Origin of the sequence: Aeromicrobium sp., assembly GCF_037719875.1 — a bacterium.
Lineage (GTDB): Bacteria > Actinomycetota > Actinomycetes > Propionibacteriales > Nocardioidaceae > Aeromicrobium.
Genome location: NZ_JBBJMJ010000015.1, coordinates 48,775 through 70,853, shown reverse-complemented (window position 1 = coordinate 70,853; position 22,079 = coordinate 48,775). Strand labels below are relative to the sequence as shown.

Sequence of the window (22,079 nt, the reverse complement as noted above, 5' to 3'; positions counted from 1 at the left end):
CTCAGTAGGTCACGGTGCGGTAGCCCGTCGTCTTCACGGTGACGGTCGCTGCGGCCGTCGTCATCACGCGGATCCTGCCGCCGTCACCCGGGGACGCATGCATCGTGTAGGTCTGGGTGCCACGGGGGAGCGCAATCCGTACGCCGTCGATGCCGGGGCGGCTGCCGGAGGGAGCGAGCTCGAGGTTGCCCGTTCCCCTGCCCGTCACGGTGACCTTGAAGGCGACCCCGTCGAGCTGTGTCAGCGCCTTGCTCGGCAGCAGGCCCGTGGCGCCGATCACCTGGGGGAACGACTTGGACCCAGCTGCCATCGCCTTCTTGGTCATCACGGATCGGGGGGAGGTCGGCGTCGAGATGAGGGTCCGCCGGAGCGGGTCGTCCTCGAGCCCGGCGAGCAGCTTGTCGACTGCGATGCGCAGCCTGACGGGGTCGTCACTCGTGAAGGTCCAGGAGCCGCGGGCGAGTGCATAGCGGGTGTGCTGCGCGCTCGTACGGTCCTGGGTGCCCAGGCGCATCAGGCCGTAGTCGTTCATGAAGTCCGTCAGCCGCTCGTTGGCGTGGAGGGCGTTCATCGCGAAACGATCGACGCCGACACTCTTCGCGTAGCGGATTGTCGAGTACACGTTGTCGGTCGATGTCGTGTGCGAGGGGAACTCCATCGCCGCCATCGCGATGCCCTGGCCGTACTTCTTGACCGCCCCGGCATAGCTTCGCCAGTAGTACGACGAGAGGCTCACCTGGCTGTCGAGCCCGGCGGCGAGGATCGCGGTGACGACTCGTTTCGCGACGTCGCTCTTCTGCGTCGAGGTCAAGTCCGAGTCGAGCTTGAGCTCCAGGTTCAAGCTGACGTCGGTGCCCCGAACGACCGTCAGGGCGTCGTTCAGCCGGGGGATCGGCTCGCCCGAGCAACGAACCTTGGCGAGGTCGGCCCAGAGCATCCTGCGCACGAGCTTGCCTGCCACGGACAGGCCGGTCGACGTGGTGCAGCTGGCGGGAAGCTTGGCGTCATGGATGATCACGAGGACGTTGTCACGCGTCGAACGCACGTCGGTCTCTATCCGGTCCACGACCCCGGAGGCGATGGCCTTCTGGAACAGGGCGATCGAGTTCTCGGGTGCACCCAGGTCAGGACCACCGCGGTGGGCCTGGATGATCATGTCGTCTGGACTCGGGTTCAGCGTGACCGTCGCGCCGGAGGTAGGGGGGACGGTCAGAGCGGCCAGGCAAAGGGACGCGACGCCCGCTCCGCCTGTGATGAGTCGTGCCGTCCTGCTGATCATCTGCGCATCCTCTCGGGCCCTCTGACCGGGGCCATCGGATCAGGATGACAGCACACCGCGTCCCATGCGACCCATTCGTCACATGCATCCGGGGCCAGTGGTGGCCGCGCGTGCCCGGCGAACCTTTAGCATGGGGACCATGCCTCCTGCGAACTCCGGACTCTTCCAGCTCCAGTACCCCCAGTCACTCGGCGTCTATGACGACTACGCGGGGGCGCAGAAGGCTGTGGACTTCCTCTCGGACAACGAGTTCCCCGTGAAGGAGGTGCTGATCGTCGGCACCGAGCTCAAGCAGGTCGAGCGGGTGACGGGACGTCTGACCTGGAGCCGTGTGCTCATGGCCGGCGCTGCGTCGGGCGCGTGGTTCGGCCTGTTCATCGGCCTGCTGCTCAGCATCTTCGCCGACGGCTCGTCCGTCCTTGCGACGATCCTGGGCGGTCTGCTCTTCGGCGTGCTCTTCGGCGTGATCTCGGCAGCGTTCGGCTATGGCGCGACCCGCGGCCAGCGCGACTTCAGCTCGGTCCAGAAGGTCGTCGCCACCAAGTACGAGGTCCTGGTCGAGCACAAGCACCTCGCCGCCGGGCAGGCGCTGCTCGCGACGATCCCCGGTCGCCCCGTCGACCTCTGATCCACCGTCGACCTCTGATCCAAAGGACGCACCACGCATGACCAAGACCAACCCGGGGAACTTCTTCGAGGACTTCAAGGTGGGTCAAGTGCTCCGGCACGCGACTCCTCGCACCGTCACGGAGGGCGACCGGGCGGCCTACGGTGCGCTCTACCCGACCAGGTTCGCGGTGCCCTCGTCGGTGGAGTTCGCAGCGTCGGTGGGTCTCAGCCCGGCACCGGTCGAGGAGCTCGTCGCGTTCCACATCGCGTTCGGCAAGACCGTGCCTGACGTCTCGCTCAACGCGGTGGCCAACCTCGGTTATGCCGAGTGCCGCTTCCACCGCCCGGTCGTCACGGGGGACACGATCTCGACGCAGTCCGAGGTCATCGGACTCAAGCAGAACTCCAATGGCAAGACAGGGGTCGTCTACGTGCGCTCGACTGCCACCAACCAGCGCGGCGAGATCGTGCTGGACTGGGCCCGGTGGGTCATGGTGCGCAAGCGCGACGCGGATGCACCCGCACCCGAGCCGGTCGTGCCTCAGCTTGCGCCGTTCGTGGACGCGGACGATCTGGTCGTGCCGGCTGGCCTCGACTTCAACGCCTACGACTTCGCCGCCGCAGGTGAGCCGCACCGCTGGGACGACTATGAGGTCGGGGAAAAGATCGACCATGTCGACGGGGTGACGCTCACCGACCCCGAGCACATGCTGGCGACGAGGCTCTGGCAGAACACCGCCAAGGTGCACTTCAGCACCGAGGCCCGCCCGGACGGGACCCGGTTGGTCTACGGCGGGCACGTCATCTCGCTCGCGCGGGCCCTCTCGTTCAACGGGCTGGCCAATGCCCAGCTGATCGCGGCGATCAATGCCGGTGCGCACACGGCGCCGGCGCTGGCCGGCGACACGGTCTACGCCTGGTCGGAGGTCCTCGACAAGGCGGCACCCGCCGCGTGGGAGGGGTCGGGCGTCGGCGCGATCCGCCTGCGTCTGGTGGCGACCAAGGGCCGCGACGAGTCCATGACCTTGCGCGGCGACGACGGCAGGTATGCCCCCGGTGTGCTGCTCGATCTCGATTGCTGGGCCCTTGTCCCGCGCTGACGAGGTCGAGGACCAGCTCTGGCTGGTCCGCCACGGCCAGACCGAGTGGAGCGCCAACGGCCGGCACACCTCGACCACAGACCTTCCGCTGACCGAGGTGGGAGAGGCCGCAGCCCGTACGTTGGTCGGCCCACTGTCCGACGTCGACTTCGTGCAGGTGCTGACGAGCCCGCGACGACGCGCAGTGCACACCGCCGAGCTGGCCGGCTTCGCCCATGCCGAGCTCGATGAAGACCTCGCCGAGTGGGCATACGGCGACTACGAGGGGCTCACCACGCCTGAGATCCGCGAGACCGTCCCGGGTTGGTCGGTCTGGACGCACGGCAGCCCAGGGGGTGAGACCGCGCAGCAGGTGACGGAGCGGCTCGATCGGGTCGTCGCCCGGGCGCGGGCCGTCGACGGCAAGACCTTGGTGTTCGCCCACGGGCACTCCCTGAGGGCGCTTGCCGCCCGCTGGATGGGACTCGATGTGTCCGAGGGGCGTCTGTTCACGCTGGACACCTCGACGATCTCGATATTGGGCGTCGACCGCGGCACCCAGGTCGTGCGCCACTGGAACGTTGCTCCGAGCAGTTAGCCTGACGACGTGAAGATCGACCTCCACACCCACTCGAACCGGTCCGACGGCACCGACAGCCCGGCAGAACTGATCCAGAGTGCCAAGGCCGCCGGCCTCGACGTCGTCGCCATCACGGACCACGACTCCACGGAGGGCTGGCAGGAGGCTGGCTGGGCCGCCGATCGGATCGGCATCACCTTGGTGCGCGGCATCGAGATCTCGACCAAGCTCGACGGCAAGAGCATCCACCTGCTGGGCTACGCGTTCGATCCCCAGCACGAGCCGCTCGTGACCGAGCTGCGCAAGATCATCGACGGTCGCAACTCGCGGCTGCCAGCCACCCTCGAGCGCCTGCGCAGTCTCGGCATCGACATCGTGGCCGACGATGTGAGGGCGCGCTCGGCCAACGCTGCGGCGATGGGTCGCCCGCACGTCGCCGATGCGCTTGTCGACCTCGGAGTGGTCAAGAATCGTGACGAGGCGTTCGAGCGCTTCCTCACGCCGGGCAAGCCGGCCTATGTCGACCGTTATGCCGTGGACCTGCCGACCGCGATCGGCCTCGTCAAGGCCGCAGGCGGCAAAACTGTGCTGGCGCACCTGTGGTCACGGGGCAGCCACCGGGTCCTGACCCCTGACCGGATCGGCGCGCTCGCCGACGCCGGTCTCGACGGTCTGGAGGTCGACCATTTCGATCACAGCACCCAGGACCGGGCCGAGCTGGGCCAGATCGCGCGAGAGCTCGGGCTGGTCCCGACCGGATCCAGCGACCACCACGGGACCGGCAAGATCGGTTTCCCGCTGGGCGGCAACACGACCGACCCCGAGCAGTATCGCCGGCTCTTCGACCTCTGAGGCTTTGCAACGGTGCTGACAGCGAGACCGTCGGTTGATGATGCGCCGAGGCTAGGATCTTGGGCTAGCTCGTGGCGCCGAACTGCTCGACGCGCACGATGTCGCTTCGCACGCCGGCCTCGCCAAGGCTGCGCCCGACGAAGCTCACGAAGCCGGCCGAGCCGCAGACGTACGCTCGCTCGATGCCGGTAGCCAGCTCGGCCAGCTCATCGGGATAAATATGGGCGGCGACGCGCTCCACACCGTATGAATTGATGTGGTTCTCGCGGGTCAGGGCGATGAACGCGCCGAACTCCTCGAGCTCCTCGACGTAGGGCAGCTTGGACCGCGTCTGCGTGGATGCGACGATCGTGAGCTGCTCGGCCGTCCCCGTTCGCCTGGCGTGCCTCAGCATCGAGATGAACGGCACCACCCCGGAGCCACCGGCGACACATATCGACGGCACCGAGCCGCCCCACACGAACCACCGGCCGATCGGCCCACGCAGCTCGAGCTCATCGCCCACCTCGACGACATCGTGCAGGAATCCGGAGACCTCGCCGCGCGGGAGGCACTCGACCATCAGCTCGATCAGGGGGTCCGCGGGATCGGAGGCCAGCGAATAGGAGCGCTGGGCGGTGTAGCCGTCGGGCGCGCGCAGGCGTACGACGTAGTGCTGACCGGGCACATGGTCGGAGCGGTCTGCGACCTCGAGCCGTATGCGGACATATGTCTCGCCGAGACGCTCGACCTCTCGGACCGTGCCGGTCGTCCACGAGCTCGCGACCGCCACCGGCGGGCTGTCGCTCACGGATCTCCTTGGTAGCGCTGCTCCAGCCACGGGTCGCCACGGTCGTGATAGCCGTTGCGCTCCCAGAAGCCCTGCTCGTCATGGTCCATCAGTGTGATCTGGGTGATCCACTTGGTGGACTTCCAGAAGTACAGGTGCGGCACCAGCATGCGCACTGGCCCGCCGTGCTCGGTCGTCAGCGGCGAGCCATCGAACTCCCACACGATCCAGGCCTTGCCCCCGGTGATGTCGTCCAGTGGCAGGTTGGTCGTGTAGCCAGTCGCCGCCGTCGCCATGACATGCGTGGCCCGGGCCTGCGGCCGGACGGTGTCGAGCAGCGAGTCGACGCTGATGCCCGCGAACGTCGTGTCGAACTTCGACCACGTCGTGACGCAGTGGATGTCACCTGTGTAGGTCGACGCGGGCAGCGCGTGTATGCCTTGCCAGTCCCATGTCGCCGGCTCCTCGACCAGGCCGTCGACCGTGAGCGACCAGGTCTCGACATCGATCGTGGGGGCGAGCTCGGCGGACAGCACGGGCCAACCGCTGCCGGTGTCGTACTGACCCGGCGGCAGTCGTTGGTCGCCGCCGCGGCGGGCGCCGCCGGTGAACCCACGGGTGAACTCTGCCATCAGCGTGCCTCCGAGGTGTGCTGTTCGATGAAGGGCAACCAGGCGTCGACCAACCCCTGCGGGTTCTCGACCGCGGGAGAGTGGGCGGCATCGCCGACGACGTGGACGTCGGTGCCGAGCCGCTGGGCCATGGCTGCCTGTATGTCGTGGGGCCACGCGTCGTCATCGGCCCCGCGTCCGACCCAGCACGGCAGGGATGTCGCGGCGACGTCGTCGATGATGTCGGGGGCGTCGATCAACAGGTGCGTCATGGCCTGCAGCGAGGCAGGCGCGTTGGAGGTGAAACGGCGGGCGAGGAATGCGGTGATCTGAGCGGGTCGCTTGACGCCCTGCTCGCGCAGCTGGTGGATCTGCAGCAGGGGAATCTTGCCGATCGCGGTGGCGATTCGGCGAAGCGGACGGCTGGGGGTGTCCCCAAGGGCGCCCGGGCCGGTGCACAGCAGACTCAGCGACAGCCAGGCCGAGCTCGTGTCCACTGCTGCCTGCTGGGCGACGAGCCCACCGAAGGAATGGCCCAGCAGATGTGAGGCCGGGTGACCTGTCGCCCGGTGGACGGCGAGGGCGTCGGTGGCGAACCCCTCGAGGGAGTAGTCGTCGGCCGGCGCGCCGGGGGTTTCGTACTGTCCCCTCTGGTCATACGTCGTGGAGTCGAGCCCTGCCGCGGCGAGCAGGGGCAGGACCGGGGTGAAGTCTTCCTTGGACCCGGTCCAGCCCGGGATCAGGAGCACGTGACCGCGGGGGGCATCGACTCTCGACAGATGCGCCGCGAACGGGCCGCGGTCGGTGTCGAGGGTCATCGCCTCAACCCCCGTGGGCAGCTCGAGGGAGCGCGGGACGCTCATGCGGCCGTCAGCCGTCGGCGTTCGCCCACCTCAGCGCCCGCGCTTCGCGATCCGCGTGACGAGACCCTTCGGGAGGTATTGCGCGAGGCTGGCGAGCAGCTTGTAGCGCAGGGAAGGGATCGAGACCGACTTGCCCTTGCCGAGGTCCTTGAGCGAGGCGGCGACGACCTTGTCGGCCTCGAGCCACATCCACTTGGGCACTCCGGAGACGTCCATCTCTCCGCGCTGGTGGAACTCGGTGCGCACGAATCCCGGACACAGTGCCTGCACCGTGATGTTGACGTCGGCGTAGTGAACGTCGGCCCACTGGGAGAGATTGAGCAGCCAGGCCTTGTGCGCGGAGTAGACCCCGCGGGGGGTGAATGCCGCCACACTCGAGACGTTGATGATCTGGCCGCCGCCACGGCCGGCCATCGTCTTGATCGCGGCGTCCATGAGGTGCATCGGCGCGCGTACGAGGAGATCGAGCTGGCGGTCCTCCTCGGCGATGCTGGTCGTGCCGAACCAGCCGGCGAGCGAGGCGCCCGCGTTGTTGACGAGCAGGTCGACCGGCCGGGTCGTGTCGGTCAGCATGTTGACGGTTGCGCGTACGCCTTCAGTGGTTGCGAGATCGGCCGTCACGACGTCGACCTCGACACGGTGCTTGCTGCGCAGCTGCGCAGCCACGGTCTCGAGTCGCTCGGTCGTACGGGCGACGATCACCAGGGCATAGCCACGCCTGGCGAGCTCCTTGGCGAACGCGTTGCCGATCCCTGAGGTTGCCCCGGTCACCAGCGCACGACGTGTCATGGGCCAAGCATGCCAAACGCATGCATGAGCGGGCAGCGCGGTCGGTCATCCGGATGACACAATGGCGACCGTGACGACGACTATCGCAGTGGCCAATCAAAAGGGTGGCGTCGCCAAGACGACCACTGTGGTGTCGCTCGGGGCGGCTTTGGCCGAGCTCAAGCAGCGGGTCCTGCTGGTCGATGTCGACCCTCAGGGCAGCCTGACGTTCTCCCTCGGCATCGATCCGGAGGACCTCGACGTCACGATCGCCGAGGTGCTGCTCGGCACCAAGCAGGCTGATGACGCGATCGTCGTGACCGACGACGGCATGCACCTGCTGCCGGCCAACATCACGCTGACCCAGGCCGAGGAGAGCCTGGTCGGACGCACAGGTCGCGAGCAGCGACTGCGAGTCGCGCTCGACAAGGTCGCTGATGACTATGACTGGATCCTCATCGACTGCCCGCCGACCCTCGGTGTCCTGACCGTCGGTGCGCTCTCGGCGGCACAAAAAGTGCTGATCCCGCTCCAGGCCGAGACGTTGTCGCACCGCGGCGTCGGCCAGCTGCTCGACACGATCCATGACGTCCGCCAGTTCATCAACTCCTCGCTGGAGATCATGGGTGTCCTGCCCACGATGTATGACGGGCGTACCAAGCATGCGCAGAATGTCCTCCAGGCGATCCGGGACACCTATGACCTGCCGATCGTGACCCCGCCCATCCCCAAGACGATCCGGTTCGCCGAAGCGCCGGCGATCGGCCGCTCGGTGCTCTCCACCGCGCGTACGCACAAGGGTGCCGAGGCCTACCGCCAGGTCGCCGCCGGGATGCTGGCGACAGGCAAGAAGAAGTAGGCTCTCGGCCCGTTCTCACTCCTCGGCTTAGGATGGGTGAGTGTCCAAGCACAAAGCGTCTCGCCGTATGGTCCGCCGTCGCGGACGAGTCGGCGTGCTCGGCCTGGCACTCGGCGTCACGATCCTGGTCGGGGGGACCGCAGTGGGGGTCGTCCCCCAGCTCAAGAGCGACCCTGCGTCAGCCGACGTCGGATCGGCTGCCCCTTCCGCGATCGCGAAGGCCAGGATCGACACGATCGTGATCCCCACGCCGACGCCCACCCCCAAGCCGCGAGCGGCGGCGGCCAGCGTCACCACGGTCGCGAAGGTGCCTGCCGCTTCGGGCAGCGGCCGGCGAATCGTGTTCGACCAGGGTGATCAGCGTGTGTGGCTCGTGGGTGAGGACGGAGCGGTCGAGCGGACCTACCGGGTCTCAGGCAGCCGCTTCAACAACCTTCAGCCCGGGACATACGCCGTGCAGTCGAAGACCCGCCACGCCGGAGCCTTCGACGGCAGCGGCACGATGGAGTACTTCGTGCGATTCACCACAGGGTTCAGCGCGCCGATCGGCTTCCACTCCGTCCCGCGCTACAACAACGGCGAGCTCGAGCAGACCAAGGCCGAGCTCGGCACGCCGCTGTCGGCCGGCTGCGTTCGCCAGTGGATGCCGGATGCGATCGCGTTGTGGGACTGGGCACCGATCGGCACCAAGGTCGTCGTCACCGCCTGACCAACCCCCCCCGCTGACGGGTCACTTTCCGTGCGCTGGCGGGTCACTTTCCGCGGCAAGACGGGGCAACATCTGACCCCTCGCTGGACGAGAAGTGTCCCCCGCAAGCGGGAGGTACCCCCACCGTCAGCGTACGGGGGGGGGTGGGCGACCCCAGGGTCAGTCGGTCTTGGCGACCGGCGCCCCGCCACGCGAGCGGGTGCGGTTGCGATTGCGACGGGGGCGTTGTCCACCCTCGGCCTGCTTGTCGCCGGCGCCTGCTGAGGACTGCTGCGAGGGCTGGTTGCGGTCGCCACCGCGTCCGCCACGGTCACCGCTGCGACCGCCGCGGTCATTGCCGCGTCCGCCGCGGGAGTCGTCCTTCTTGGGCTCGCGCGGAGCCGCTGCCTTGAGCCGGCCCTTGACGTCACGATCGATGCCCAGATCGTGGAACAGGTGGTCGGAGGTCGAGTAGGTCTCCTGGGGCTCGTCGAACGGCAGGCCGAGCGAGGTGTTGATGAGCTTCCAGCGCACCAGATCGGCCCAGTCGACGAACGTGACGGCGATGCCGGAGGCGCCGGCGCGACCCGTACGACCAATCCGGTGGACATACGTCTTGTCGTCCTCGGGACAGTTGTAGTTGATGACGTGCGTGATGCCGGCGACGTCGATGCCACGTGCGGCGACGTCGGTCGCGACGAGGATGTTGATCTTGCCCTCGCGGAAGCGGATCAGCGCCTTCTCGCGAGCCGGCTGCGCCATGTCGCCGTGAAGTGGCGAGGCGGGGAAGCCGCGGTCGACGAGCTCGTCGGCGACACGCTGCGCGGTGCGCTTGGTGCGGGTGAAGATCAGGACCTTGCCCACATCGTCGGCCTGCAGGATGCGGCCCACGATCTCGGCCTTGTCCATCTCGTGTGCCTGCCAGACGAACTGCGCCGTCGCCGGGACCATCTGGTTGTCCTCGCCGGACTCGGCGCGGATGTTCATGGGATGGCGCATGTGCTTGCGGGCCAGCCCGACGATCGCGCCGGGCATGGTGGCCGAGAACAGCATCGTCTGGCGGGTCTCGGGAGTCTTGGCCAGGATCGACTCGACGTCGGGCAGGAAGCCGAGGTCGAGCATCTCGTCGGCCTCGTCCAGCACGAGCGACTTGACGTGGGAGAGGTCGAGCGCGCCGCGGTTGGCGAGGTCGAGCAGGCGTCCCGGCGTGCCGACGACGATGTCGACGCCGGACGTGAGGGCGTCGAGCTGCGACTCGTAGGGGACACCGCCATAGATCGTCAGGTTGCGGGTGCCGCGGCGCTTCGACGCAACCGCGATGTCGCTGGCGACCTGGATCGCGAGCTCACGCGTCGGCGCGACGATCAGCGCCTGCGGCTTGCCGGCGACGATCTGGTCGTAGTCGGCGTCATGGGGCGCGACGGTGCGCTGGATGAGCGGGATGCCGAAGGCGAGCGTCTTGCCGGTTCCGGTGCGTGCCTGGCCGATCAGGTCGGTGCCCATGAGGGCGACGGAGAGGGTCATCTCCTGGATCGGGAATGGGTTCTCGATGCCGACATCAATCAATGCGTCGGCGATCTCGGGCATGACGCCCAGATCTTTGAACGTAGTCAGGGTCTTCTCGAATTCTTGAGACTCGTGGGTTTTCTGGAGTCAGTCTATCGTCTGGCGGCGCTGAGCCCGCGCTACGCTGCTCAGTCATGGCTTCCAAGGACGTTCCGCCCCCCTCCACCTTCGACGATCCGGTCTACCGCACCGGGGTCGTTGAGCTGCTCGGCCTGCTCGCATACGGCGAGATCAGCGCCTGGGAGCGATTGGCCGAGGACGCCACGATGGCGCCCGACCTCACGACCAAGGTCGAGATCGTGGCCATGGCGACGGCGGAGTTCGGCCACTTCGTCAAGCTCCGTGACCGGCTCGTCGAGCTCGGCGAGGATCCCAACGCCGCGATGCAAGAGTTCGCGGCGACCTTCGACCGCTTCCACCTGCAGACAACCCCTTCGGACTGGCTCGAAGGGCTCGTCAAGGCGTATGTCGGCGATGGTCTGGCAGCAGACTTCTACCGTGAGATCGCGGCCTATCTCGACACCGACACCCGGGCGCTCGTGCTGGACACGCTGAGCGGCACTGGTCATTCGGAGTTCGTGATCGATGCCGTCCGCAGCGCGATCAAGCAGAATCCCCGGGTCGGCGGGCGCCTCGCCCTCTGGGGCCGGCGGCTCATGGGCGAGGCGCTGAGCCAGGCTCAGATGGTCGTCGCCGAGCGGGACGCGCTGAGCACCGTGCTGGTCGGTGGGGTGGACCACCCCGGCATGGACCTGGCCGGCATCGGCCGGATGTTCACCCGCATCACCGAGGCCCATGCCGCCCGCATGGACAAGCTCGGCCTCGCCGCCTGACCCCGCCCCCGCGGAAACGTGGACGCCGCCTGACCCCGCCCCCCGGGTCAGGGGTGCAGGTCGCCGGCGAGGATCTCGAGCTGGTGTCGCTCGGCAGCAGTCGGCGCGAGCTCGATCGCCCGTTGGATCGCGACCAATGCCTCGTCGGGCAGTCCGGCGCGGGCCAGCAGGTCACCGCGGGCCGCGGCGACGAGGTGGTGGTCAGCCAGCCGGGGATCCTCGGCCACAGCGTCCAGCGCCGCCAGGCCGGCCAGAGCACCGTCGCTCATACCGACGGCGATCGACCGGTTGAGGGCGACGACCGGGGACGGCGCGAGGGCGAGCAGCTCGTCGTAGAGCGCCACGATCTCGCTCCACCGTGTCTCCTCGGCCGCGGTGGCAGTGGCATGGACCGCCGCGATGTCGGCCTGCACGGCGTACGCGCCGCGGTCACCGCTGCGTGAGGACAGCAGTGCGAGTCCGGCGTCGATCGCGTCACGGTCCCAGCGCGTGCGATCCTGCTGCTCGAGCGTCACCAGCTCACCGGCAACCTCCCGGGCGTCGCGCCTCGAGTGCTGGAGCAGCATCAGGGCGAGCAGGGCGCGGCTCTCGTCCGAGTCGGGCATGAGCTCGACGAGGAGCCGGCCGAGCCGGATCGCTTCGTCGGCGAGGGTCCTGGACGTCGTGGCATAGCCCTCGGCGAAGACGAGGTAGAGCACCGCCAGCACGCCCTCGAGGCGCTCCGGCAGGAGCTCGTCGGACGGGACTCGGTAGGGGACGCGGGCGTGGGCGATCTTGCGCTTGGCCCGCAGGAGGCGCTGGCTCATCGTGGCCTCGGAGGTCAGGAACGCCCGTGCGATCGCATCCGTCGGCAGCGCCGAGACGACCTTGAGCGTCAGCGCGACACGCGCCTCCAGGGAGAGCGCCGGGTGGCAGCACGTGAAGATCAGTCGGAGCCGATCGTCGGTCATCGGAAGCATGTCGTCGCTCCCTGCGTCGTCGGTGGGCGGCTCCGTAGCGGCGAGGTCGGCGAGTTTGCCCCGCTCGACCGCTGCGCGACGCAGGACGTCGATCGCCCGCCGCCGCGCCGTGGCGGTCAGCCAGGCGGCCGGGTTGTCCGGGATGCCGTCGCGTGGCCACGTCAGCAGGGCGCGCTCCGCGGCGTCGGAGACTGCGTCCTCCGCGAGGTCCCAGTCGCCGGTCGTACGGATCAACGAGGCGACGATGCGCAAACGTTGCTCTGCCACGGCTCCGGCGAGGGCGCGACGGACCTCCTCCGCCGAACCCCCACCGTCGCCCATGCATCGACCTCTCAGGACTCGTCGAACGGCCAGAACGGCCGCAGCTCGAGGGTGCCGCCGGCGGACATCGGATGAGCCGCTGCGACGGCGATGGCCTCGTCGAGGTCCGCGCAGTCCAGGATGTCGAAACCGGCTATCCACTCGCGTGACTCGGCGAACGGCCCGTCGGTGACCAGCAGCTTGCCATCTCGCCGACGTACCGTCGTGGCCGACTCGGGCGGTCGCAGTCGCTCGCCCATGACCCGCCGGCCGCTGGCATCGTGCTTGTCGACCCAGTCCTCGACATCATCGACGGCGGGGTCCTGGGGTTCGTCGCGCGCGTCGGGATCGGCGACGACCAACATCATGTACTTCATCTCAGCTCCTCGGTCAGGTCTTCATCGTCGTACATGAGTACGACGAACGGGACCAGCCGGATCCGACCGAGAGGCGAGGACTACGTGGCGGAGGCGGCGGTGACGGCTTCGCTCGCCGCGAGGCCGAAGCCGACCTTGCGTGCGGCGTCGGAGGTGAAGTCGAGGTAGGCCACCTTGCTGGCCGGGACCGCGACCGTACGCCCCTTGTCGTCGGTCAGCGTGAAGACGGCATCGTCCTTCAACGCGGTGTCGAGAGCCTTGAGCACCGCCTCGGGGGCGGACTCGGTTGATACGGACAGCTCACGGGCGGCGTACTGCACGCCGATCTTGACCTCCACGGTCACTCATCTCCTTGGGTGTTGTCGTCTTCGTTGCGAGGGAATCCGCCGATGCCGCGCCAGGCGAGGCCGGCGACGAGCTGGACGGCTTCGCTTCGGGTGAGGCTGGAGTCCTGGGACAGCCAGTTGCGTGCGCCGACGTGGCCCATGCCGACGAGGCTGACCGCCAGCAGGTGCGAGGCCGCGATCGGCAGCCCGGTGTCCTCGCGGATGACCTCGGCGATCGCCGCCGCCGATTCCTCGATGACACGGTCGACCTGCTCGCGTACGGAGGGGTCGCTGGTCAGGTCGGACTCGAACACGAGCCGAAAGGCTGCGCCCTGGTCGGCGACGTAGTCATACCAGAGCTCCATCGTCGCTCGTACGCGTTTGCGGTTGTCAGTCGTCGACGCAAGGGCGGTCTTGACGCCCGCGATCACGGTGTCGCACGACGTCTCGAGCAGCGCGAGATAGAGGTCGAGCTTGCCTGGAAAGTGCTGATAGAGAACGGGTTTGGAGACCCCGGCGCGCTCGGCGATCTCATCCATCGACGCGGAGTGGTAGCCCTGCTCGACGAACACCTCGAGCGCCACATCGAGCAGCTGGGCGCGCCGCGCAGTGCGCGGTAGGCGGCTCGTGCGCGGACGCAGCGGCGTGGTTTCAGTCACGTGCCCAGCGTAGTCGGTCGTTCCCGATATACGGACGGGCGGCGCAGGCGTTGCGCAGCCGGGGAACAATGGACCATGGACGCGGTGTTATGCCGCCAGAACCGTTTGCACCGCATCAGTTGCACAGAGGAGAACCCGTGGTCGCCCCACTCGTGGAACCCGCCGACGAACTGACCATCGACGAGGTACGCCGTTACAGCCGTCACCTGATCATCCCCGACGTCGGGATGACAGGCCAGAAGCGGCTCAAGAATGCCAAGGTGCTCGTGATCGGGGCCGGTGGCCTCGGCAGCCCCGCGCTGCTCTATCTGGCTGCCGCCGGAGTCGGCACGCTCGGCATCATCGATGACGATGTGGTCGACGAGTCCAATCTGCAGCGCCAGATCATCCACGGGCAGTCCGACATCGACAAGCCCAAGGCGGAGTCGGCCGCGGCCTCGGTCGCAGAGACCAACCCATACGTCAAGACGATCGTCCACAACGAGCGGCTCGACACCGACAACGTGCTCGAGATCTTCGCCCAGTACGACCTGATCGTGGACGGCACCGACAACTTCGCGACGCGCTACCTCGTCAACGATGCGGCGGTCCTGCTCGGCAAGCCCTACGTCTGGGGCTCGATCTACCGTTTCGAGGGCCAGGTGTCGGTCTTCTGGGCGCAGGAGGGGCCGCAGTACCGCGATCTCTATCCCGAGCCGCCGCCGCCGGGCATGGTCCCGTCGTGCGCCGAGGGTGGCGTGCTGGGCGTCCTCTGCGCCTCGATCGGCTCGATCATGGTGACCGAGGCGATCAAGCTCATCACCGGCATCGGCGACCCGCTGATCGGGCGGTTGATGGTCTATGACGCGCTCGAGATGCGCTATTCGACCCTCAACATCCGCCGCGATCCCACCGGTGAGCCCATCACGGCGCTGATGAGCGACTACGAGGCGTTCTGCGGCGCGATCAGCGAGGAGGCCGCCGATGCGGCAGCCGACTCGACGATCTCGGTCACGACCCTCGACGGGTGGCTCAAGGAGCGAGGCGACGGCGGCCGTGACTTCGTGCTGGTCGACGTGCGCGAGCCGGGTGAGTACGAGATCAACCAGATCCCGGGCTCGGTCCTGATCCCCAAGGGCGAGTTCCTCAACGGCAAGGCACTCGAGCAGCTGCCCAGCGACAAGCAGATCGTCCTGCACTGCAAGTCAGGCGTACGTTCGGCCGAGGCGCTGGCGGTGCTCAAGGGCGCCGGCTACAAGGACTCGGTCCACGTCGGCGGCGGGGTCGTGGCATGGGTCAACCAGATCGACCCGAGCCAGCCCACGTACTGACATTTCCCTTGCGCTGGGAGTGACACTTTTGATGCGACACGCCGCACCCGGCCTCAAAAGCGTCACGCCCAGCGGGGAGGGTGGCTGGCATGAGGGGTGACTTCGCGGATCGGGTCCTGGACCTGGTGGAGCAGATCCCGCCCGGCCAGGTCCTGTCGTACGGGATCATCGCCGAGATTCTGGAGGACGGCGGCCCGCGACAGGTCGGCCGCGTCATGGCCCTCGAGGGTGGCGCCGTTGCGTGGTGGCGGGTCGTGCGGGCAGATGGCTCCTTGCCACTGTCGCACGGCGTGGGCGCCCAGGAGCACTACGCGCTGGAGGACACTCCGATGCGCAACAACGGCTCGGCTGTGGACATGTTCGAGCGCTCTGGCGGTTCGAGGACTGACTGTCCGCCCTGTCTGGTGGGATGGGGTCATGCCCGAGTACGTCCTGCGCCGGCCCGATGCCGCGTCGACCACCCCTCCGGTGCTCGACGACAGCCAGCAGGCCGTGCTCGATCACTTCGCCTCCGGTCCCGGTGGACCACTTCAGGTGCTGGCCGGTCCCGGCGCCGGCAAGACCACTGCACTCGTTGAGCTCGTGGTCGATCGGGTCGAGAACGGTGGCCTGAGTCCCGATCAGATCCTGGTCCTCACGTTCAGCCGCAAGGCGGCGCAGGAGATTCGCTCCCGCATCGCCCGTCGCCTCGCGCGCACGACGAGCACGACGCCGGCCATGACCTTCCACGCGTTCTGCTACGCCCTGCTTCGCGCCGAGCAGTCGCCCACCGACTTCGCCAACCCCATACGGCTGCTCAGCGCTCCCGAGAACGACGCGATGATCGCCGAGGTGCTCGCGGGGGTGGATGCCGAGCTGTGGCCTGCGGTGCTGCGACCGGCGCTGCGCACACTCGGACTGGCGTCGGAGCTCCGATCGCTCATCGCCTCGGCTCGCGCGCTGGGCATGGATGATGCCGATCTTGCCCACGTGGCAGCCAAGGTCGATCGGGACGACTGGAGGTCAGCCGCTCGGTTCTTCGACGAGGTCACCGCTGTGGCAGCCCTGGCCAACACGATCGACCACACTGATCTCATCTTCGCGGTGGTCAACACGCTCAAGGACCCCGAAGTCCGCGACCGCTGGCGATCCAAGCTCGCCCTGGTCGTGGTCGATGAATACCAGGACACTGACCCTCTCCAGGTCGAGCTCCTGCAAGCGCTGGCAGGCGATGGTCGCGACCTCGTGGTCGTGGGCGATCCCTACCAGTCGATCTACGGATTTCGTGGCGCCGATGTGCGCGGCATCGTCGACTTCCCCGAGATGTTCGGCACGGGTACAGCTCCGGCCCCGCGGCTCACTCTGGGCTACACCAATCGGTACGGCGCCAACATCGCTGCAGCGGTGCGGTCGATCGTCGACAACAGGGGTGCACTCGGCGCTGTCGACGGGACGGCATATGCCGCACTACGCAACCCCTCGAGCAAGGTGGACGACCCCGGTGTCGCAGACGTGCACACCTACTCGACGCCCACCGCCGAGTGCGAGCACATCGCATTGATGCTGCGCGAAGCACACCTGCACGACCACGTCCCGTGGCACGACATGGCTGTCCTGGTGCGCTCCGGTGCCCACCTCATGCGGCTGCAGCGGGCCATGGTCGCCGCGAGCGTGCCGGTAGAGATGGCCGGCGACGAGCTCCCGCTCGCGGTCGAACCGGCCGTACGTGCGCTGCTTTCTGCCCTGCACGCGGCAGACTCCCTGAGCCGTGGCGAGCAGCTCACCCCTGATGTCGCGCACTCTTTGCTCACCGGCCCACTGGGTCATCTGGATGCGGCCGGTGTGCGACGACTCGGCCGCACTCTCCGCCGGGCCGACGCCGCGGACGGAGAGACCCCGCGGGCTTCACGCATCCTCATCGCCGAGGCGCTGGGCGATCCGGTGCGCCTTGTGACCCTAGAGGTGCAGGGTCCGCCGGCCCGGGCTGCCGAGGCCGCGGCCAAGCTGAGCGATCTGCTGCGGATGGCCGCCGACCAGATCACGGCGGGTGAGCCCGCCGAACAGGTGCTGTGGACCGTCTGGGACGGCACGCGGTGGCCCACGCGGCTGCAGGCGGAGGCTGAGGGTGACGGGGACGGCAGCGCCCGGGCCAGTCACGATCTCGACGCGGTGTGCGCTCTGTTCGCGGAGGCGGCACGTGCCGAGGAGCGCGAGGCACACCGGTCCGTGGCCGAGGTCGCGCGGGCCCTGGAGGCGCAGCAGATCCCGGCCAGCTCGATCGCGCAGAGCGGCGACGCAGGCGAAGCGGTACAGCTGATGACCGCGCACCGATCCAAGGGGCTGGAGTGGCCTTTGGTGGTCGTTGCGGGCGTCCAGGACGGCGAGTGGCCGGACCTGCGAACCCGCGGCAGTCTGCTGCAAGGTGATCGTCTCTCAGCCGACGGTGTGCTGCCGCCTCCTTCGCCCTGGGCCGCGGTGGCGGAGGAGCGGCGCCTGTTCTACGTGGCTTGCAGCAGGGCCAAGGCTCGACTGGTCGTCACGGCGGTCGCCAGCGGCTCAGACGAGGGGGATCAGCCTTCCCGCTTCGTGGGTGAGCTGCACGCATTTCTCTCCGGTGCCACCATCCGCAGCCTCCCTGAGGCGCAGCCCCGGCCACAACGATCCCTCTCGGTCCGTGGCGCGATCGCCGAGCTGCGTCGGATCGGCGAGTCCACCGACGACCAGTTTGTACGTGAGCGAGTCGCGGCCCAGCTGGCCCGAGTGGCCGAGCATCCCGCAGGTCGGTCTGCTCACCCCGACCGCTGGTGGGGGCTGTCCGAACGCACCGCGACAGACATACCCGTGCGTGATCCGGCGGAGCCCTTGCGGTTGTCCGGCAGTCAGATGAACACGCTCAGCAAGTGCGCGCTGCAATGGTTCGCCGGCCACGAGGCCAAGGGCGACCGCGGCACATCGGCGGCGCAGGGCTTCGGATCCATCGTCCACGCACTTGCGGCCGAAGCCGTTCGCAGCGGAGTGGAGCCGGATGTCGATGAGCTGTCGTCGCATCTCGATGCCGTGTGGGACGCACTGGGGCTGGCGCCCTGGATCAGCCTGCGCGAACGTCGAGAAGCCGTCGAGGCGTTGGAGAAGTTCGCCCAATGGCATCGATCCAACCCCCGCGAGGTGCTTGCCGTCGAGCACGAGTTCGATGTCACGCTCGACGTCGACGGCAGAGAGGCCAGGTTCACGGGTTCGATGGACCGCGTGGAGCGCGCCGACGATGGCATACATGTCGTCGACTTCAAGACATCCAAGTCCGCCGTGACCGTCAAGGAAGCCGCCTCCAACGCGCAGCTGGGCGTCTACCAGCTGGCGGTTGAGGCCGGCGGTACCGATGACATCGCTCCGGCCGCCCGCTCGGCCGGTGCCGAACTGGTGTATCTCCGCACCGGCACCAAGACGGCAGCCATACGCACCCAGCCGGGCGCTCCTGAGGGCACCACCACAGCACTCGAGCAGGTGAGTGAGGCGGTCCGCCTGATCGGGGCTGAGGAGTTTGCCGCAACAGTCGGTGATGCGTGTGGCTATTGCGAGTTCAAACGGATCTGTCCGGCTCATGACGAGGGCGCGTCGATCCTGATCGAGGAGAAGTCATGATCGTGCCCTTGGTGCGCGACGAGCAGCATCTGGTCGACCTTCTCGACCGTCAGTTCTCGCGCGCCCAGCTCGATGCGATCACGTTGGGCCTCGATGCTCCGAGCGCGATCATCGCCGGCGCGGGCTCGGGCAAGACCACCGTCATGGCGGCGCGCGTGGTGTGGCTCGTCGGTCACCTCGGCATCCCGCCCGAGCGGATACTCGGCCTCACGTTCACCAATAAGGCCGCTGCCGAGCTGGGTCAGCGCATCAGGTCCAGCCTCGAGCTGCTGGGCGTCGACCATGCCGAGGCCGGCTGGGGTGAGGTCACGGCGTCGACGTATCACGCGTTCGCCGGTACGTTGATCGCGGAGCACGGACTGCGACTGGGCATCGAGCCCGACCTTCGCGTGGTCACCGACGCGTCGCGATTCCAACGCTTTGCTCGGGCGATCGAGTCGTTCGAGGGACCGCTCGACCTCGTGACCACCTACGTCCCGCGGCTCGTGCCCGATGCGATGAAGCTCGACTCCGAGCTCTCCGAACATCTCGTCACACCGGCAGCGCTACGGGCATACGACGAACTCATCACGGCGTTTGCCGACGGTGGGCTGTCCGACCAGAAGGTCGTGGCCACGGCGGCCGCCACAGCGCGCAAGCGATCGGAGCTGAGCCGGCTGGTGGACGCCTATCGGGCCGCCAAGCATGCAGACGGCGTCATGGACTTCTCCGACCAGATGGCGTGGGGCGCCGAGTTGGCGCTCCTGCCCGCAGTGCGTGACTCGATGCTCGAAAAGTACGACGTCGTCCTCCTCGACGAATACCAGGACACCTCGGTGGCGCAGCGTGACCTGCTGGTGGGCCTGTTCGCGGGTCTGCCGGTCACCGCTGTCGGCGATCCGGCCCAGGGGATCTACGGATGGCGTGGTGCCGCAACCGGCAATCTGGAGGATTTTCTTGACGACTTCGCGATCGAGGGTGTCCTCGGTCGCCGACTGACGTTGCGCCAGACCTATCGGTGCAGGCCCGAGATCATCGGCGCCGCCAACCACATCATCTCGGCGTTCTATGAGGACGCCAGGGTCACCAGGAGCGTCGAACCCCTGATGTCCGGCAAGGAGCCGGGCGGACGGGTCGAGGTCGCGCTGCACTCGACGGTGTCCCAGGAGATCGACGCCATGGTGCGCCAGATCGAGCAGATCCGCGAGGAGGGAGCCGTGCCATTGCGCAGCGTAGCGATCTTGGTGCGGGTGGCAGCCGAGAACGGCGAGATCGTGAAAGCCCTGCGCGACTCGCACATCCCGTTCGAGATAGTCGGTCTGCAGGGCCTGCTCGCACAGCCGGAGGTGCGAGACGTCGTTTCCTTGCTCGAGGTCGTCGATGACGTCACGGCCAACCCGGCGACCTTACGGCTCCTGACTGGTCCACGATGGAACATCGGCCCACGCGATCTCGCGCTGCTGGGTCGGCGAGCCTCGCAGCTGAGCCGATCGGTGGGATCCGAGGATGCCGCCGAGGCATCGCTGGCAGCGGACCTGGCGCATGCTGTCGAGGGCACCGACCCCACCGAGATCGTCGCGTTGGCCGATGCCCTAGAGGATCTTGGCGATCTTGCCTACTCCAGCGATGCCCGCCAACGATTCGCCGAGCTGTCCAGCATCATTACGTCCGTGCGCCGGCACAGTAGCGAGCCGTTGATTGACCTGGCACGACGAGCGGTCCGGGTGCTCGATCTCGACATCGAGCTGGAGGCCGGCGATGTCGAGGGTGCAGGCGACAACCTTGCCCTGTTCCTCGACGCTGTGGCCACATACGCCGAGAGTGATCGCTACGCCTCGCTAGCGGGCCTGCTGTCGTACTTCAACGCCGAGGAGGTCTACAACCAGGGCATGGAGGTGTTCACGCCCTCGGAGGCGGAGTCGGTCAAGCTCCTGACGATCCACCGCGCGAAGGGGCTCGAGTGGAACACCGTCTTCGTGCCATTCATGTCAGCCAATGTCTTTCCCACCGGACAGGGACGCGCCAACTGGATCACCACCGCGTCGGCGGTGCCGACAGCCCTGCGCGGCGATCGATCGAGCCTGCCTCAGATGGCTGATGGTCCGGGGGACTGGACCGACGAGTCCCGCTCCGTCCACGACAGCCTCAACAAGGGGCTCGGACACATGGAGGAGAGACGCCTGGCCTATGTGGCCTACACAAGGGCCGAGGAACGCTTGGTGCTGTCGGGTCATTGGTGGGGTCGCACCCAGATCAAACCGCGGGGCCCGTCGGAGTTCCTGCTGGCGACTCGTGAGTGGCTGGTCGTGAGTGGCTCCGACGCAACCACATGGGCACCCGCACCCGCTCCCGGTGCCACCAATCCGCATCTCGATACCGTGCAGCGGGCCGACTGGCCGGCGGCACCGCCTCAACTGGCGCGCCGCCGAGCGTTGGCCGCGGCGGTGCGTCAGGCCTTGGATCGGCCCGACCGACCTGCCGTCGACCAACCGCTGCTGGCGACGGACCGTCTCGACGAGCTGTGTGCAGACGTCGATCTCCTGCTCGCCGAAGCGGACGCCGTGGCCTCCCAGGAGCGCGTCGTGACGCTCCCAGGATCGTTCTCGACTACGTCGATGCTGGGGCTCGCAGACGACGAGGCGAAGTTCGCGCGCGAGCTGGCTCGCCCCATGCCTCGGCGCCCGTCCTCGGCTGCGAGATTTGGCACGCGGTTCCATGCCTGGGTGGAGGCGCACTACGGCCAGCAGGTGCTGCTCGACCCGGCCGAGCTGCCGGGGCAGGGAGATGTCGACCTCAACTCTGACGCCGAGCTCGACGAGGTCATCCGGCTGTTCAGTGAGGGCGAGTACGGCCAGCGAGATCCCTTCGCCATCGAGGCACCGTTCTCGATCATTCTCGCGGGTCAACAGGTGATCGGGCGCATCGACGCTGTGTTCGCCACGACCCTCGAGGACGGCCGCACTGGCTTCCAGGTGGTCGATTGGAAGACCAACAAGAAGGCCACAGCCGATCCGTTGCAGTTGTCGGTCTATCGGCTGGCCTGGGCTGAGCTCAACGGCGTCGCGCCGGAGGACGTCACCGGCGCCTTCTACTACGTGCGGCTGGGCAGGACGGTGCGCTACGGAGCCGCTCAGCTGCTGGACCGCCCCGCTCTCGAGGTGCTTCTCCGTGGCGGCGGAGGGCCGGACTAGCCTT

The 22,079-nt window shown here is 67.9% G+C and carries 20 protein-coding genes and 1 pseudogene; 11 read left to right on the top strand and 10 right to left on the bottom strand.

The genetic code is table 11. From position 1 onward, the window contains the following. Nucleotide 1 precedes the first annotated feature (1 nt). Nucleotides 2-1,279 (bottom strand): glycerophosphodiester phosphodiesterase family protein, encoded by a 1,278-nt coding sequence (locus WKF39_RS13385; RefSeq protein WP_340389217.1) that lies wholly within the window; start codon nucleotides 1,277-1,279, stop codon nucleotides 2-4. A 130-nt stretch (nucleotides 1,280-1,409) separates the two neighbouring features. On the opposite strand from WKF39_RS13385, the gene WKF39_RS13380 reads away from it, so the two are divergent. From WKF39_RS13380 to WKF39_RS13365, 4 genes are read left to right on the top strand one after another with little or no spacing between them, the layout of a single operon-like run. Then, nucleotides 1,410-1,907: a general stress protein gene (locus tag WKF39_RS13380; RefSeq protein WP_340389215.1), complete on the top strand. Its 498-nt coding sequence runs from the start codon at nucleotides 1,410-1,412 to the stop codon at nucleotides 1,905-1,907. 37 nt (nucleotides 1,908-1,944) lie between these two features. Further along, nucleotides 1,945-2,988 (top strand): MaoC family dehydratase, encoded by a 1,044-nt coding sequence (locus WKF39_RS13375; protein ID WP_340389213.1) that lies wholly within the window; start codon nucleotides 1,945-1,947, stop codon nucleotides 2,986-2,988. After that, nucleotides 2,975-3,565 carry a histidine phosphatase family protein gene (locus tag WKF39_RS13370; RefSeq protein ID WP_340389211.1) on the top strand — a complete coding sequence of 197 codons (591 nt, stop codon included), beginning with the start codon at nucleotides 2,975-2,977 and terminating at the stop codon, nucleotides 3,563-3,565. The genes WKF39_RS13375 and WKF39_RS13370 overlap by 14 nt, the downstream gene beginning before the upstream one ends. A gap of 9 nt (nucleotides 3,566-3,574) precedes the next feature. After that, nucleotides 3,575-4,399: a PHP domain-containing protein gene (locus WKF39_RS13365; protein WP_340389209.1), complete on the top strand. Its 825-nt coding sequence runs from the start codon at nucleotides 3,575-3,577 to the stop codon at nucleotides 4,397-4,399. A 64-nt stretch (nucleotides 4,400-4,463) separates the two neighbouring features. On the opposite strand, the gene WKF39_RS13360 is transcribed toward WKF39_RS13365, so the two are convergent. The 4 genes from WKF39_RS13360 to WKF39_RS13345 are packed head-to-tail and all read right to left on the bottom strand — an operon-like array spanning nucleotide 4,464 to nucleotide 7,431. Beyond that, entirely contained in the window at nucleotides 4,464-5,189 is a 726-nt protein-coding gene (locus WKF39_RS13360; protein WP_340389207.1) for an FAD-binding oxidoreductase, read from the bottom strand. Beyond that, on the bottom strand, nucleotides 5,186-5,800 hold the full coding sequence (locus WKF39_RS13355) for a sulfite oxidase-like oxidoreductase (RefSeq protein WP_340389205.1): 615 nt from the start codon (nucleotides 5,798-5,800) through the stop codon (nucleotides 5,186-5,188). The genes WKF39_RS13360 and WKF39_RS13355 overlap by 4 nt, the downstream gene beginning before the upstream one ends. Next, a complete protein-coding gene (locus WKF39_RS13350; RefSeq protein ID WP_340389202.1) occupies nucleotides 5,800-6,642 on the bottom strand; it encodes an alpha/beta hydrolase in 843 nt (280 codons plus the stop codon). The genes WKF39_RS13355 and WKF39_RS13350 overlap by 1 nt, the downstream gene beginning before the upstream one ends. Nucleotides 6,643-6,672: 30 nt before the next feature. After that, nucleotides 6,673-7,431 carry an SDR family oxidoreductase gene (locus WKF39_RS13345; protein WP_340389200.1) on the bottom strand — a complete coding sequence of 253 codons (759 nt, stop codon included), beginning with the start codon at nucleotides 7,429-7,431 and terminating at the stop codon, nucleotides 6,673-6,675. A gap of 61 nt (nucleotides 7,432-7,492) precedes the next feature. Here WKF39_RS13345 and WKF39_RS13340 point away from each other — a divergent pair, with 61 nt between their 5' ends. After that, nucleotides 7,493-8,269, top strand: coding sequence for a ParA family protein (locus WKF39_RS13340; protein WP_340389198.1), 777 nt, complete (start codon nucleotides 7,493-7,495; stop codon nucleotides 8,267-8,269). A gap of 40 nt (nucleotides 8,270-8,309) precedes the next feature. Then, on the top strand, nucleotides 8,310-8,978 hold the full coding sequence (locus tag WKF39_RS13335; RefSeq protein WP_340389196.1) for a L,D-transpeptidase: 669 nt from the start codon (nucleotides 8,310-8,312) through the stop codon (nucleotides 8,976-8,978). Nucleotides 8,979-9,137: 159 nt separating this feature from the next. Here the strand turns inward: WKF39_RS13335 and WKF39_RS13330 are convergent, their stop codons facing one another. Further along, entirely contained in the window at nucleotides 9,138-10,544 is a 1,407-nt protein-coding gene (locus WKF39_RS13330) for a DEAD/DEAH box helicase (protein WP_340389194.1), read from the bottom strand. Between the two features lie 113 nt (nucleotides 10,545-10,657). On the opposite strand from WKF39_RS13330, the gene WKF39_RS13325 reads away from it, so the two are divergent. Further along, complete coding sequence (locus WKF39_RS13325; protein ID WP_340389192.1) at nucleotides 10,658-11,356, top strand: ferritin-like fold-containing protein; 699 nt, start codon at nucleotides 10,658-10,660, stop codon at nucleotides 11,354-11,356. A gap of 47 nt (nucleotides 11,357-11,403) precedes the next feature. Here WKF39_RS13325 and WKF39_RS13320 read toward each other — a convergent pair whose 3' ends face one another. The 4 genes from WKF39_RS13320 to WKF39_RS13305 form a co-directional block, all read right to left on the bottom strand. Further along, entirely contained in the window at nucleotides 11,404-12,636 is a 1,233-nt protein-coding gene (locus WKF39_RS13320) for a DUF6596 domain-containing protein (protein ID WP_340389190.1), read from the bottom strand. Nucleotides 12,637-12,647: 11 nt separating this feature from the next. Further along, on the bottom strand, nucleotides 12,648-12,992 hold the full coding sequence (locus WKF39_RS13315) for a YciI family protein (RefSeq protein WP_340389188.1): 345 nt from the start codon (nucleotides 12,990-12,992) through the stop codon (nucleotides 12,648-12,650). 80 nt (nucleotides 12,993-13,072) lie between these two features. Beyond that, nucleotides 13,073-13,336, bottom strand: coding sequence for a DUF3107 domain-containing protein (locus WKF39_RS13310; protein ID WP_340389186.1), 264 nt, complete (start codon nucleotides 13,334-13,336; stop codon nucleotides 13,073-13,075). Further along, a complete protein-coding gene (locus WKF39_RS13305; protein WP_340389184.1) occupies nucleotides 13,333-13,977 on the bottom strand; it encodes a TetR/AcrR family transcriptional regulator in 645 nt (214 codons plus the stop codon). The genes WKF39_RS13310 and WKF39_RS13305 overlap by 4 nt, the downstream gene beginning before the upstream one ends. Nucleotides 13,978-14,114: 137 nt before the next feature. Here WKF39_RS13305 and moeZ point away from each other — a divergent pair, with 137 nt between their 5' ends. The 4 genes and pseudogenes from moeZ to WKF39_RS13285 all read left to right on the top strand — a co-directional run bounded on the left by moeZ (nucleotide 14,115) and on the right by WKF39_RS13285 (nucleotide 22,075). Further along, complete coding sequence (gene moeZ / locus WKF39_RS13300; RefSeq protein WP_340389182.1) at nucleotides 14,115-15,287, top strand: adenylyltransferase/sulfurtransferase MoeZ; 1,173 nt, start codon at nucleotides 14,115-14,117, stop codon at nucleotides 15,285-15,287. An 89-nt stretch (nucleotides 15,288-15,376) separates the two neighbouring features. After that, nucleotides 15,377-15,529, top strand: a pseudogene (locus WKF39_RS13295) (MGMT family protein); the annotation flags it as partial. Between the two features lie 175 nt (nucleotides 15,530-15,704). Further along, entirely contained in the window at nucleotides 15,705-18,905 is a 3,201-nt protein-coding gene (locus WKF39_RS13290) for an ATP-dependent DNA helicase (protein WP_340389180.1), read from the top strand. Next, on the top strand, nucleotides 18,902-22,075 hold the full coding sequence (locus WKF39_RS13285) for an ATP-dependent DNA helicase (RefSeq protein ID WP_340389178.1): 3,174 nt from the start codon (nucleotides 18,902-18,904) through the stop codon (nucleotides 22,073-22,075). The genes WKF39_RS13290 and WKF39_RS13285 overlap by 4 nt, the downstream gene beginning before the upstream one ends. The last annotated feature ends 4 nt before the right edge of the window (nucleotides 22,076-22,079 follow it).

Coding starts and splice junctions, on each gene's coding strand:
- WKF39_RS13340 (WP_340389198.1), top strand. CDS start 7,493: ATGGCGACCGTGACGACGACTATCGCAGTGGCCAATCAAAAGGGTGGC.
- WKF39_RS13350 (WP_340389202.1), bottom strand. CDS start 6,642: ATGAGCGTCCCGCGCTCCCTCGAGCTGCCCACGGGGGTTGAGGCGATG.
- WKF39_RS13320 (WP_340389190.1), bottom strand. CDS start 12,636: ATGGGCGACGGTGGGGGTTCGGCGGAGGAGGTCCGTCGCGCCCTCGCC.
- WKF39_RS13330 (WP_340389194.1), bottom strand. CDS start 10,544: ATGCCCGAGATCGCCGACGCATTGATTGATGTCGGCATCGAGAACCCA.
- WKF39_RS13385 (WP_340389217.1), bottom strand. CDS start 1,279: ATGATCAGCAGGACGGCACGACTCATCACAGGCGGAGCGGGCGTCGCG.
- WKF39_RS13325 (WP_340389192.1), top strand. CDS start 10,658: ATGGCTTCCAAGGACGTTCCGCCCCCCTCCACCTTCGACGATCCGGTC.
- WKF39_RS13380 (WP_340389215.1), top strand. CDS start 1,410: ATGGGGACCATGCCTCCTGCGAACTCCGGACTCTTCCAGCTCCAGTAC.
- WKF39_RS13315 (WP_340389188.1), bottom strand. CDS start 12,992: ATGAAGTACATGATGTTGGTCGTCGCCGATCCCGACGCGCGCGACGAA.
- WKF39_RS13355 (WP_340389205.1), bottom strand. CDS start 5,800: ATGGCAGAGTTCACCCGTGGGTTCACCGGCGGCGCCCGCCGCGGCGGC.
- WKF39_RS13345 (WP_340389200.1), bottom strand. CDS start 7,431: ATGACACGTCGTGCGCTGGTGACCGGGGCAACCTCAGGGATCGGCAAC.
- WKF39_RS13285 (WP_340389178.1), top strand. CDS start 18,902: ATGATCGTGCCCTTGGTGCGCGACGAGCAGCATCTGGTCGACCTTCTC.
- WKF39_RS13375 (WP_340389213.1), top strand. CDS start 1,945: ATGACCAAGACCAACCCGGGGAACTTCTTCGAGGACTTCAAGGTGGGT.
- WKF39_RS13290 (WP_340389180.1), top strand. CDS start 15,705: ATGCCCGAGTACGTCCTGCGCCGGCCCGATGCCGCGTCGACCACCCCT.